Source organism: Streptomyces sp. NPDC052042 (assembly GCF_044548345.1).
Taxonomy (GTDB): domain Bacteria; phylum Actinomycetota; class Actinomycetes; order Streptomycetales; family Streptomycetaceae; genus Streptomyces.
The window spans coordinates 24504-37568 of record NZ_JBIUBU010000010.1; the positions used below are offsets into that span (position 1 = coordinate 24504).

Here is a 13065-nt window from a genome sequence, read left to right on the forward strand (position 1 = left end):
GCATGTCAGGCTCACGGGCCGTTTGGTCCGAATTCGTCTGTTGAATCCCTGGCGGGGAAGCTGCCTGTTCAGTCCCTGGCGGGAGAGCGAGGCGCGCTGACCGTGGTGCGGGGCGGACGGCGTTGCGACGACGTCCGAACGATGAGTTCCGTCGGTATGACCTGTTCCACCGGGCCGCCGTGATCCACGCCCTCGATGGCGTCGATCAGGAGCTGGACGACGGCCGTGCCGATTCTGCGCGGTTTGAGCGAGAGGGTGGTGATGGGCGGTTCGGTCGTCGCGTACACGGTGGACTCGCTGCAGCAGACCAGCAGCAGATCCTCGGGGACGCGCAGCCCGTATCTACGGGCGGCCGCCAGGAGGTCGGTGCCGTTGGGGTCGAAGAGCCCGTAGACGGCGTCGGGGCGGTCGGGGCGGGCCAGCAGTCGGTCCGCGGCGACCGCGCCCGCGCACGGATCGTGGGCGGGGTAGGACTCGTACACCGGGTCCTGGCCCACGCGCTCGCACCAGCTGAGGTACGCGGAGGTGGACAGGCGGGTGTACGTGTCGGTGGTGGTGCCGGTGAGCAGGCCGATGCGGCGTGCCCCGGCGGAGGCGAGGTGGTCGAGCAGGTCGAGCACGGCGGCCCCGTGGTCGTTGTCGACCCAGGCGGTGACCGGGAGGCTGCCGGCGGGCCGGCCGTCCGACACGACGGGCAGCCCCTGCCGCACGAGCTCCGTGACGACCGGGTCCTGGTCGGAGGGGTCGATCACGACGGTGCCGTCGAGGGCGACGTTCGACCAGACGTCGTGGCGTGAGGTGGCGGGCAGGATGACGAGGGCGTAGCCGCGGGCCAGCGCCGCCGACGTGGCCGCTCTGGCCATTTCGGCGAAGTAGGCGAACTCGGTGAAGGTGAAGGGCTCGTCCCCGTACGTCGTCACGGTCAGGCCGATGAGGCCGGACTTGCCGGTGCGGAGGGTACGGGCCGCGGCCGACGGGCGGTAGCCCAGGCGCTCGGCGACCTCGCGGACATGGCGGCGGGTGGCGTCCGGGAGTCTTCCCTTGCCGTTGAGCGCGTCGGAGACGGTCGTGATGGAGACGCCGGCGGCGGCGGCCACGTCCCGGATTCCCGCTCGTCCCTGCCGGCTGCCGCGCCGGGGCGTCTCCGCCCGGCTCACCTGGTGCTTCCCTGCTGCTGTCATGGCGAGCCGATAGTAGGGGGCGCGCGAGAGGTCGGCCCGGACGCATATTCACACGTTGACAGGCACGATTCTGCATGGTCGCAGAGGGCTAATGGCCTTGTAAGGCCAGGTCATTGGACGGATGAGCCTTTGCGTATGCTGCACTGAACCCGATGGGTCCACTCAATGGTCGTTGTCTCCAAGCGGTCTCATCTCACCTCTTCGAGGGATGCGCGCCACGGCGTGAGCCACCGGCGCGCGTCAACCTCGCACGCGCCCCCCAATCCCGGTCGCTCCGGACGATCCCCTCTTGGCCGCTCCGGACGCCCCATTTCCGGTCGTACCGGACGACGGGGGAGCACGGGCCATTCGCAGCGGCGCCCAATCCTCATAAGGTGAGCAGTATTGATGTGTACAGACGGTCGAGGAGGATCTGCGGTGAGCGAGACGAGCCCCAAGCTGCGCGCCGAGCTGGACGGCGTTCCCGCCTATGTGCCGGGCAAACCGGCGGCGGCCGGCGGACCGGTCGCCTTCAAACTGTCTTCCAATGAGAACCCCTACCCCCCGCTGCCCGGGGTGATGGAGTCCGCTCTGGCGGCGGCCGCGACCTTCAACCGCTACCCGGACATGGCCTGCACCGGACTGATGAACGAGCTGGCCGACCGTTTCGGGGTGCCCGTCTCGCATCTTGCGACCGGGACCGGATCGGTCGGCGTGGCGCAGCAGTTGCTGCAGGCGACGTCGGGGCCGGGCGACGAGGTGATCTACGCCTGGCGCTCCTTCGAGGCTTACCCGATCATCACGCAGGTCAGCGGCGCGACTTCGGTGAAGGTGCCGCTGACCGACGGTGAGGCGCATGACCTCGACGCGATGGCGGAGGCGATCACCGAGCGCACCCGGCTGATCTTCGTCTGCAACCCGAACAATCCGACCGGCACCGTGGTGCGCCGGGCCGAGCTGGAACGTTTCCTGGACCGGGTGCCGGGCGACGTCCTGGTGGTCCTCGACGAGGCGTACCGCGAGTTCATCCGTGACGCCGAGGTGCCGGACGGCATTGCGATCTACCGGGACCGGCCCAATGTGGCGGTGCTGCGCACCTTCTCCAAGGCGTACGGCCTGGCCGGGCTGCGGGTCGGCTTCGCCGTGGCGCACGAGCCGGTGGCGGCCGCCCTGCGCAAGACGGCGGTGCCCTTCGGGGTGAGCCAGCTCGCGCAGGACGCGGCGGTCGCCTCGCTGCGCGCGGAGGACGAGCTCCTGGGGCGCGTGGGCTCCCTGGTGGCCGAGCGGGAGCGGGTGCAGCGGGCGCTGGCCGAGCAGGGGTGGACGGTGCCGGAGTCCCAGGCGAACTTCGTGTGGCTGCGGCTCGGGGAGCGTACGGCCGACTTCGCCGCGGTGTGCGAGCGGGCCGGCGTGGTGGTCAGGCCGTTCGCGGGCGAGGGCGTGCGGGTCACGATCGGTGAGGACGAGGCGAACGACCTGTTCCTGAAGGTGGCGGAGTCGTACCGCAGGGAGCTGTAGAACGGCGCGCTGAGCGGCCCGCGCGGGTCGCGGCCGGCGCGAGCCGGGTGTGGCGGGGCCCCGTACCTCGATGGGTGATGAGGTACGGGGCCTTTGCGTGCGCGGTCCCGGCCTCGGCGGGTGGTGGTCCGCAGGTCATCTGCGGCGTTCCCGGCGCCCTGCGGGGGCGATGGTCCGGGGAAGCGGCGCCCGCACCGCGGTCCGGGCCCGGGGCGGACGCGAGGGGTTCGTTCCCGTTCATGGTGGGGCGGCGGCCGGAGGGCCCGGGGTGGGTGGACTCGGCCGTGTGCGTCCGGGTTCGGGAGTCCTGAGGGGCGTGTGCTCATCTGTCTGCTTCAGGTGGATTGATCGGAACGTCCGAGAGAGGGGTACCCCGCCCGAACGTCCCGAAAGGCTGTGCGTCATAATTGCTTGTGAATGTGAACGCGTTCACAAGCGCGCCCTGTTCTTTCCATGACCAATAGGATTTACCGGGCAAACCGCCGCTGTGATCACGGCGATGTAAGGAGAAGACGACGTGGAGCTAGCGCTGGCGCCAGAGACACTGGCGCGTTGGCAGTTCGGAATCACCACCGTCTACCACTTCCTGTTCGTTCCGCTGACGATCTCTCTCGCCGCGCTCACCGCGGGTCTGCAGACCGCCTGGGTGCGAACGAACAACGAGAAGTACCTCAGGGCCACGAAGTTCTGGGGAAAGCTCTTCCTGATCAACATCGCCATGGGCGTCGTCACGGGCATCGTCCAGGAGTTCCAGTTCGGCATGAACTGGTCGGACTACTCACGGTTCGTCGGTGACATCTTCGGTGCCCCGCTCGCGTTCGAGGCGCTGATCGCCTTCTTCTTCGAGTCCACCTTCATCGGCCTCTGGATCTTCGGCTGGGACAAGCTCCCCAAGAAGATCCACCTCGCCTGCATCTGGATGGTGTCCCTCGGCACCGTCCTGTCCGCCTACTTCATCCTGGCGGCCAACTCCTGGATGCAGCACCCGGTGGGCTACCGGTTGAACACGGAGCGCGGCCGTGCCGAGCTGACCGACTTCTGGCAGGTGCTCACCCAGAACACCGCGCTCGCCCAGTTCTTCCACACCATCACCGCCGCCTTCCTGGTCGGGGGCGCGTTCATGGTCGGCATCGCCGCGTTCCACCTGGCGCGCAAGAAGCACATCCCGGTGATGCGGACCTCGCTGCGGCTCGGACTGGTCACGGTCGTGATCGCCGGGCTTCTCACCGCCGTCAGCGGCGACCAGCTCGGCAAGGTCATGTTCAAGCAGCAGCCGATGAAGATGGCCGCGGCCGAGGCCCTCTGGGAGGGGGAGGACGGGGCGCCCTTCTCGGTCTTCGCGGTCGGTGACGTGGCCAAGGGCCGCAACACCGTGGAGGTCTCCATCCCCGGCATGCTGTCCTTCCTCGCGGACAACAGCCTGACCTCGCACGTCCCCGGCATCAACGACATCAACAAGGCGGAGCAGGAGAAGTTCGGCCCCGGCGACTACCGGCCCAACATCCCGGTCGCGTTCTGGAGCTTCCGCTGGATGATCGGCTTCGGGATGGCGTCCTTCGCCCTCGGCCTGCTCGGACTGTGGCTGACGCGCAAGAGGTTCATGCTGCCTCCGGCGCTGCGCACCGGCGAGAACGAGGTGCCGCACCTGGTCCTCTTCAAGAACAAGGCACTCAGCCCCAAGTTCGCCAAGTGCTACTGGATGCTGGCGCTCTGGACCCTGGCCTTCCCGCTGATCGCCAACTCCTGGGGCTGGATCTTCACCGAGATGGGCCGTCAGCCCTGGGTCGTCTACGGGGTGCTCGAGACCCGGCACGCGGTCTCCCCCGGCGTCTCGCAGGGCGAGGTGCTCACATCGATGATCGGCTTCACCCTCCTCTACGCCATCCTCGCGGTGATCGAGGTCAAGCTGCTCGTGAAGTACGTCAAGGCTGGGCCGCCGGAGCTCACGGAGGCCGACCTCAACCCGCCCACCAAGATCGGCGGCGACGATCACGCCGACCGGCCGATGGCCTTCTCGTACTGAGGGCAGAGGAGCTGAGAGATGGAACTCCACGACGTCTGGTTCGTGCTCATCGCCGTCCTCTGGACCGGCTACTTCTTCCTGGAGGGGTTCGACTTCGGGATCGGGATCCTCACCAAGCTGCTGGCCCGTGACCGCAAGGAACGGCGGGTCCTGATCAACACGATCGGACCGGTCTGGGACGGCAACGAGGTGTGGCTGCTCACCGCGGGCGGCGCGACCTTCGCCGCGTTCCCCGAGTGGTACGCCACCCTGTTCTCCGGCTTCTACCTGCCGCTGCTGATCATCCTGGTCTGCCTCATCGTGCGGGGCGTCGCCTTCGAGTACCGGGCGAAGCGCCCCGAGGACCGGTGGCAGACCAACTGGGAGCACGCGATCTTCTGGACCTCGATGATCCCGGCCCTGCTCTGGGGCGTGGCCTTCGGGAACATCGTGCGGGGCGTGAAGATCGACGCCGGCAAGGAGTACGTGGGCAACTTCTGGGACCTGCTCAACCCCTACGCCATCCTCGGCGGGCTGGTCACGCTCACCCTCTTCACCTTCCACGGCGCGGTGTTCGCCGGGCTCAAGACCGTCGGGGACATACGGCACCGGGCGCGCACTCTGGCGCTGAAGCTGGGGGCGGTCACCGCGGTGCTCGCACTCGGCTTCCTGATCTGGACCCAGATCGACCGTGGCAACGGCTGGAGCCTGCTGGCGCTGATCGTCGCGGTGGTGTCGCTGGTCGCCGCGATCGGCGCGATCGCGGCGGGGCGCGAGGGATGGTCGTTCGCCTTCTCCGGCGTGACGATCGCGGCCGCCGTCGCCATGCTCTTCCTGACGCTCTTCCCGAACGTCATGCCGTCCTCGCTGAACGACGCCTGGAACCTCACGGTCACCAACGCCTCGTCCAGCCCGTACACGCTGAAGATCATGACCTGGTGCGCGGGGATCGCCACCCCGCTCGTCCTGCTGTACCAGGGCTGGACCTACTGGGTGTTCCGCAAGCGCATCGGTACGCAGCACATCGCCGAAGTGCACTGAACGCACCGGGACCCGCCCGGCATCCGGCCCTGAATCGCCGGGCGGGTCCCGCCCTGCTTCACCGACCGAGCTCACTGGGGGCTGTTTCACGTGAAACCGATCGACCCGCGTCTGCTCCGCCATGCCCGAGCCACCCGCTTCTTCCTGGCGGCCGTGGTGGCACTCGGAACGGTCGGGGCGACGCTGGTCATCGTCCAGGCCATGCTCATCGCCGACATCGTGGTGGGCGGGTTCGAGGAGGGGCTGACCGCCTCCGGGCTGCGGACCCCGCTGATCCTGCTTGCCGCGGTCGCGCTCGGCCGGGCCCTGGTCTCCTGGCTGACCGAACTTGCCGCGTACCGCGCCAGCGCGGCGGTCAAGTCCGAACTGCGCGGGCGGCTGCTGGAACGGGCCACGGCGCTCGGACCCGGCTGGCTGACCGGCCAGCGCTCCGGCTCCCTGGTGACGCTCGCGACCCGGGGCGTCGACGCGCTCGACGACTACTTCGCGCGCTATCTGCCGCAGCTCGGACTCGCGGTCGTCGTGCCGGTGGCGGTGCTGGCGCGGATCGTCACCGAGGACTGGGTCTCGGCCGCGATCATCGTGGTCACCCTGCCGCTCATTCCGCTCTTCATGATCCTGATCGGCTGGGCCACTCAGGCGCGGATGGACCGTCAGTGGCGGCTGCTGTCCCGACTCTCCGGTCACTTCCTCGACGTGGTCGCCGGACTGCCCACACTGAAGGTCTTCGGCCGGGCCAAGGCACAGGCCGAGTCCATCCGGGCCATCACCTCGCAGTACCGCCGGGCCACGCTGCGGACCCTGCGGATCGCGTTCCTGTCGTCCTTCGCCCTGGAGCTGCTGGCGACCCTGTCGGTGGCCCTGGTCGCCGTCACCATCGGCATGCGGCTGGTGCACGGCGAACTCGACCTCTACACCGGGCTGGTGGTGCTGATCCTGGCCCCCGAGGCGTATCTGCCGATCCGCCAGGTCGGAGCGCAGTACCACGCCGCCGCCGAGGGGCTCTCGGCTGCGGAGGAGATCTTCGCGGTCCTGGAGACCGAGCCCCGCAAGGGCGGTACGTCGGACGTCCCGGAGTCGCTGCGGCTGGAACTGGAGGACGTGACCGTACGGCACGAGGGCCGGTCCACGCCCTCCCTGGACCGGGCCTCCCTGATCGTGGACGAGGGGGAGACCGTCGCCCTGACCGGCCCGAGCGGCGTCGGGAAGTCCACCCTCCTCGATGTGGTGCTGGGCTTCACCGCGCCCGACGAGGGACGCGTACGGGTCGGCGGCGCCGACCTGGGAACGCTGGACCTGGAACGCTGGCGGGAACAGATCGCCTGGGTGCCGCAGCGCCCGTATCTGTTCGCGGGCACGGTCGCCGAGAACGTGCGGCTGGCCCGGCCGGACGCGGACGACACGGCGGTGATGACGGCGCTCCGGGACGCGGGGGCGTACGACTTCGTCGCGGGGCTGCCGGACGGCGAGCAGACGCTTCTGGGCGAGGACGGTTCGGGCCTTTCCGCCGGTCAGCGCCAGCGGCTCGCGCTTGCCCGCGCCTTCCTCGCCGACCGTCCGCTGCTGCTGCTCGACGAGCCGACCGCCGGCCTGGACGGCGAGACCGAGGCGGGGATCGTCGGGGCGGTGCGCAGGCTCGCGGAGGGGCGGACCGTGCTGCTGGTCGTGCACCGCCCCGCGCTGCTCGCGGTGGCCGACCGGGTGGTGGCCCTGGAACCGGCCGCCGATTCCGCGGCCGAGCCCGGGACGCCAGGGGGCCGTGAGGCCGCCCCGGCGCCCCGGCCGACGGTGGCCCACGAGGGCGGATCCGGCGAGGCAGCGGAGCCCGAGCCACCGCGACGAGCCGAGGGCTGCACCGAGCACGTCCTGGCCCGGGTCCGGAAGGCGGCGGGGGCGCGGCGCGGGCAGTTGGCGCTGGCGCTGCTGCTGGGCAGCCTCGCCCTGGGCTCGTCCGTCGGGCTCATGGCCGTCTCCGGCTGGCTGATCTCCCGCGCCTCCGAGCAGCCCCCGGTGCTCTACCTGATGGTCGCCGTGACCGCGACCCGCGCCTTCGGCCTCGGCCGGGCCGTCTTCCGCTACGCCGAGCGCCTGGTGTCGCACGACGCGGTACTCAGGATGCTGGCCGAACTGCGCGTGGCGGTCTACCGGGGCCTGGAGCGCATCGCACCGGCCGGTCTGCGCCGGACCCGGCGCGGGGATCTGCTCTCCCGCCTGGTCGCCGATGTCGACACCCTCCAGGACTACTGGCTGCGCTGGCTGCTGCCCGCCGGGACCGCGGTGGCCGTGGGAGCCCTCACCACGGGATTCGTGGGCATGCTGCTTCCCGCGGCGGGCGTCGTACTGGCGCTCGGGCTGCTGCTGGCCGGAGTAGGGGTGCCATGGATCAGTGGGGCCTGCTCCCGCCAGGCGGAACGCCGACTGGCCCCCGCCCGAGCCGACCTGGCCACCCGGGTCACCGACCTCCTCGGCGGGACCGCCGAGCTGACCGTCGCGGGCGCCCTGCCCACTCGCGCGGAACGGGCCCGGGAGGCCGATGGGGTGCTGACCCGGATCGCGGCCCGCGCGGCGGCCGCCACGGCGCTCGGCGGGGGCCTCACCGCCCTGATCGGCGGGCTGACCGTCGTCGCCACCGCGCTGGTCGCCCTGCCCGCCGTGCGGGACGGACGGCTCGCGGGCGTGGAACTCGCGGTCGTGGTGCTCACGCCGCTGGCCGCGTTCGAGGCCGTGACCAGTCTGCCGCTCGCCGTGCAGTTCCGGCAGCGCGTCGAGCGGAGCGCCGAGCGGGTGTACGAGGTGCTGGACGCCTCGTTGCCCGTGCGTGAACCGGAGAGTCCCGCGCAGGCGCCGGGATCCCCCTTCCCGTTGGAGGTACGGGAGCTGTCGGCCCGGTACCCGGGGGCAGAACGGGACGCCCTGGACGCCGTCGACCTGACGTTGACCGCCGGTCGGCGCATCGCCGTCGTCGGAGTGTCCGGTTCGGGGAAGACGACCCTGGCGCAGGTCCTGCTCCGTTTTCTGGACGCCCGCGCGGGCACGTACCGGATCGGCGGTGTCGACGCCTCCGCGCTGGAGGGGGACACGGTTCGGACGCTCGTCGGGCTGTGTGCCCAGGACGCCCATGTCTTCGACAGTTCCATCCGCGAGAACCTGCGGCTGGCTCGTCCCGGGGCGACGGACGAGGAACTGCGGGCCGCGCTCGAACAGGCACGGCTGCTCGACTGGGCCGAGGCGCTGCCCGACGGGCTGGACACCCTGGTCGGCGAGCACGGCGCGCGCCTCTCGGGCGGCCAGCGGCAGCGGCTCGCGCTCGCCCGGGCCCTTCTCGCCGACTTCCCCGTGCTCGTGCTGGACGAGCCCGCCGAACATCTTGACCTGGCGACCGCCGACGCCCTCACCGCCGACCTGCTGGATGCGACCCGGGGATGTACGACGGTGCTGATCACCCACCGGCTGCGGGGTCTCGAAGCCGTCGACGAGGTGCTGGTGCTGGACGCGGGCCGGATCGTGCAGGCCGGGCCGTACGCCGACCTCGCCGTCGAGGAGGGGCCGTTGCGGCGGATGCTGGAGCGCGAGGCGGAGAGCGGGAGCCGGAGCGCGTACCGGCACGGCGACGAGAGCGCAGGGGCGGTGAGGAACGTCACGGGCGTTCCGGTGTGAGCGCGGGAGCCTTTTCCGGTGTGAGTACGGGCGTTCCCTCCGGAATGGAGGGAACGGGCGTGGACGGCCTCGCACCGGACGGGAAGACCGCCGAGTTTCCTACCTGACCGGGACTAACTAGTCTCGGGATATGCCAGAGCAGGACCCCAGGGATCCACTCGAAGCCGAGACCGGGGCGCCCCGCGGTCTGCGGGACCTGTCCGCCGAACCTGCCGCCCGTGTACCGGAACTGCTGGAAGCCATGCGCTTCGTCGGCACGGGCCTCGAACTGCACTCCACCCTCGACCGGATCTGTGAGACGGCGGCCGAACTCGCCCGCTGCCGCTACGCAGCCATCGGCGTCGTCGACGAGGAAGGAACGGGGCTCTTCGATTTCGTCACCCACGGAGTCCCCGACGAGGTGGCGCACGCGATCGGTCGCCGCCCCGACGGGCACCGGGGGCTGCTCGGCGCGCTGATCCACGATCCGGCTCCGGTGCTGCTCGCCGACCTGACGACGGATCCGAGATGTGTCGGGTTCCCGCCCGGTCACCCTCGGATGCGGACCTTCCTCGGAGTCCCGATCCGTGTGCAGGGCGAGGTCTTCGGGAATCTCTACCTGGCCGAGAAGGAGAACGGGGGCCTGTTCGGCGACGACGACCTGCGCATGGTGCGGATGCTCGCCGCGGAGGCCGGAATCGCCATCGGCAACGCCCGGCTGTACGAGGCCGCCCGACAGCGCGAGCGATGGATCGACGGTTCGGTGGCCGTGACCACCGCCCTGCTCTCCGGTGGCGATGCCGACGAGGCACTGTCCGTCGTCGCCGAACAGGCCCGTCACCTCGCCGCGTCTGCGGCCGGGATCGTGCTGCTGCCGGCCGCGGAAGGTGGACTGGAGATCGTCGCCGTCTCCGCGGACGCCCCTTCCGTACCGCTGGGAGTGATCATCGGCCCGGAGAACCAGGTGGTGGCGAAGCTGCTGGCCGGTGAGGCGGTCTTCGTGGACGATTCGGCCACCGACCCCCGCGCGACCACCGAGCTGGCCGACCGCTTCGGCCCCGGCATGCTGCTGCCGCTGTGCAGCGGCGGCCGGGTACTGGGGGCGCTCGCCACCCCCCGGGCCCGCGGCGGCCGACCGTTCACGCCGACCGAACGGACCCTCGCCTCGCAGTTCGCCTCGCAGGCCGCTCTCGCGCTGATGATGGCGGAGGCCCAGCGGGACCGGGAACGGCTCGCGGTGTACGAGGACCGGGACCGGATCGCCCGTGATCTGCACGACCTGGTCATCCAACGGCTGTTCGCCACCGGGATGACGCTGGAGAGCGCCCAGCGCTCGTCCACCGTGCCCGAGGTGCGGACGGGCGTTGGCCGCGCGGTCGACGAACTGGACGTGACCATTCAGGAGATCCGCACGGCGATCTTCGCGTTGCAGCAGGAGCCAACGGAGGCGCCGTCCGGGCTGCGCACCCGCGTTCTGCGCGAGATCAACATGGCGGCGGTTCCGTTGGGTTTCAAGCCCTCGCACCGCTTTCTCGGCCCGGTCGACTCGCTGGTCGGCGAACTGACGGGGAAGAACCTGATCGCCGCGTTGCGGGAGACGCTGTCCAACGCCTTCCGGCATGCCGGGGCATCGGCGATCGACGTGGTCGTCGACGCGACCGTCACGCTCCCCGACGGAAGGGACGCGGTGCGTCTGACGGTCGCCGACGACGGGGTGGGCATCCCCGAGGGGGGCCGACGCAGCGGGCTGCGGAACCTGGCCCGCCGGGCGGAGTCGCTCGGCGGCGCGAGCTGGTTCGGTCCCGGTACGGGGGAGGACGGGGCCGGGACGACGGTGGTGTGGGAGGCTCCGATCTGAACGGGTCCGCAGCCGGACCATGCGGCGGGGGCGCCATGGACGGTTCCGGGGCGAGGGGGTGGGCCTGTCGGCCCGCCTCGTGTCGTGTCCCGGGCGACCTGCTTGCCGCGGGGCTTATCCCGGGCCGGCTCCGCGCGGCGTTCTCGCCGGCCCTGCGCCGTGCCCGGGACTGTCGTGCGATGTGTTCCGTTCTGCGCCTTGTTCGGACCTGTCGTGTGCCGTGCCTTGTTCGTCCCTTGCCGCTTGCTCGTCCGTTCCCCGGTGCGTCCCGGCTGCGGGTCGCCGTGGACGGCCGGAGCGCCGGGGCCGGCCGGAGCGCCGGGGCCGGCCGGAACCGTGGTCGGGTCGGAGACGTGGACGACAGGGGTGTGGACGGTCAGCGCGCCGTGCCGGGCGACCGCCGCTCGGCGAGGATCCGTTCGATGACGAGCGCGACGCCGTCTTCGCCATTGGAGGCGGTCCGGCCGGAGGCGGCGGCGAGGGCGGCAGGGTGGGCGTTGCCCATCGCGTACGACGTACCCGCCCAGCGGAGCATCTCCACATCGTTGGGCATGTCGCCGAAGGCCACGACCTCGGCGGGCGAGATGCCGCGCTCGGCGCAGCAGAGCGCCAGGGTGCTGGCCTTCGACACCCCCGGTCCGCTGACCTCCAGCAGGGCCGTGGGGCTGGACCGGGTGAAGACGGCCCGGTCCCCGGCCGCCGCGTGGGCGAGGGCGAGGAAGTCGTCCGGGACCAGTTCCGCGTGATGGGCGAGGAGCTTCAGTACGGGGGCACCGGTGCCCGGGGCCTCCTCGCGGAGCAGCTTCTCGGCGGCGGCGACGGTGGCTCCCGGGTCGAGGTGGAGCGGCGGGTAGGCCGGTTCGTAGTGGATGCCGGTGGTCATCTCGACGGCGAAGGAGGTACCGGGCGCGGCGGCACGCAGGGCGTGCACGGCATCGAGGGCGATGTCGCGCGCCAGCGGCCGGACCTTGACCAGCTTGCCGCCCGCGTGCAGATCGGCGACGGCTGCGCCGTTCGCGCAGATCGCCAGTCCATGACCGTGCACGTGGTCGCTGACGACATCCATCCAGCGAGCCGGTCGTCCGGTGACGAAGAAGACCTCGATCCCGGCTTCCTCGGCGGCGGCGAGCGCGGCGACCGTGCGCTCCGAGACGGTCTTGTCGTCGCGCAGCAGAGTGCCGTCGAGGTCCGTGGCGATCAGCCGGGGAACGGCAGGCGAAGGCGAGTCGGTAGCTGAGGTCACCCGTCCATTCTCACGTACGGACGCGCACGGCCGTGCGGAGGGGCGCACACATGAGGCTGAGCGCGCCTGGCCGGGGAACGTGTCTACGGAATATGCCAAAAGCTCCCCGGGGGAATCCCTGCCGGACGGGCCCCGGGACCGCTCGACGACCGAGCGAGCCCCGGCCCGATCCAGCCTCGGTCCGGTACCCGCGCCGACCCGATCCAGCCCTGGCCCGGTACCCGCCACGATCCGGTACCGGTCCCGACGACCGGCCCTGGTCGGGGCTCCTGGTTCCCGCCGGGTTACGGCCCCGGTCTTGCAGGGAGAGTCGGCCGGCTCCGGTTTTCGAGTGCGCGCCCGGCACTCCTGGGGCGGACGTAGGCTCGAAGCCATGAGCCTGCGCCTGAGCACCGTGATCCTGCCCGTCGACCGCTGGCACGAGGCCGGCCGCGCCAAGTGGCAGCGCGCGGAGGACCTCGGCTTTCACACCGCGTACACCTACGACCACCTGTCCTGGCGGTCCTTCCGGGACGGTCCGTGGTTCGGTGCCCTGCCCACCCTCACCGCCGCCGCCACGGCCACCACGCGGCTGCGCCTGGGCACCCTCGTCACCTCGGTCAAGCCT

At 71.0% G+C, this 13065-nt stretch carries 7 protein-coding genes and 1 pseudogene; 6 read left to right on the forward strand and 2 right to left on the reverse strand.

Going from position 1 to position 13065, the window contains the following annotated elements; translation table 11 throughout:
• Positions 1–68: 68 nt before the first annotated feature.
• Positions 69–1181, reverse strand: coding sequence for a LacI family DNA-binding transcriptional regulator (locus tag ACIHCL_RS18165; protein ID WP_399862843.1), 1113 nt, complete (start codon positions 1179–1181; stop codon positions 69–71).
• A 417-nt stretch (positions 1182–1598) separates the two neighbouring features.
• On the opposite strand from ACIHCL_RS18165, the gene hisC reads away from it, so the two are divergent.
• The 5 genes from hisC to ACIHCL_RS18190 all read left to right on the forward strand — a co-directional run bounded on the left by hisC (position 1599) and on the right by ACIHCL_RS18190 (position 11215).
• Positions 1599–2678, forward strand: a complete 1080-nt coding sequence (gene hisC / locus ACIHCL_RS18170) for a histidinol-phosphate transaminase (RefSeq protein WP_399862844.1) — start codon at positions 1599–1601, stop codon at positions 2676–2678.
• Positions 2679–3195: 517 nt separating this feature from the next.
• On the forward strand, positions 3196–4701 hold the full coding sequence (locus ACIHCL_RS18175) for a cytochrome ubiquinol oxidase subunit I (RefSeq protein ID WP_399862846.1): 1506 nt from the start codon (positions 3196–3198) through the stop codon (positions 4699–4701).
• Between the two features lie 18 nt (positions 4702–4719).
• Positions 4720–5721: a cytochrome d ubiquinol oxidase subunit II gene (gene cydB / locus ACIHCL_RS18180; protein WP_399862848.1), complete on the forward strand. Its 1002-nt coding sequence runs from the start codon at positions 4720–4722 to the stop codon at positions 5719–5721.
• A 90-nt stretch (positions 5722–5811) separates the two neighbouring features.
• Positions 5812–9378, forward strand: a complete 3567-nt coding sequence (cydD, locus tag ACIHCL_RS18185; RefSeq protein ID WP_399862850.1) for a thiol reductant ABC exporter subunit CydD — start codon at positions 5812–5814, stop codon at positions 9376–9378.
• Between the two features lie 130 nt (positions 9379–9508).
• Positions 9509–11215 carry a GAF domain-containing sensor histidine kinase gene (locus tag ACIHCL_RS18190; protein ID WP_399862852.1) on the forward strand — a complete coding sequence of 569 codons (1707 nt, stop codon included), beginning with the start codon at positions 9509–9511 and terminating at the stop codon, positions 11213–11215.
• Between the two features lie 376 nt (positions 11216–11591).
• On the opposite strand, the gene ACIHCL_RS18195 is transcribed toward ACIHCL_RS18190, so the two are convergent.
• Entirely contained in the window at positions 11592–12458 is an 867-nt protein-coding gene (locus tag ACIHCL_RS18195) for a Cof-type HAD-IIB family hydrolase (RefSeq protein WP_399862854.1), read from the reverse strand.
• Positions 12459–12831: 373 nt separating this feature from the next.
• Here ACIHCL_RS18195 and ACIHCL_RS18200 point away from each other — a divergent pair.
• Positions 12832–13056, forward strand: a pseudogene (locus ACIHCL_RS18200) (LLM class flavin-dependent oxidoreductase); the annotation flags it as partial.
• Positions 13057–13065: the final 9 nt, after the last annotated feature.

What these genes read in the sequence shown, in the direction of transcription:
- cydB (WP_399862848.1), top strand. Translation starts at nt 4,720, where the DNA reads ATGGAACTCCACGACGTCTGGTTCGTGCTCATCGCCGTCCTCTGGACC.
- ACIHCL_RS18190 (WP_399862852.1), top strand. Translation starts at nt 9,509, where the DNA reads ATGCCAGAGCAGGACCCCAGGGATCCACTCGAAGCCGAGACCGGGGCG.
- ACIHCL_RS18165 (WP_399862843.1), bottom strand. Translation starts at nt 1,181, where the DNA reads ATGACAGCAGCAGGGAAGCACCAGGTGAGCCGGGCGGAGACGCCCCGG.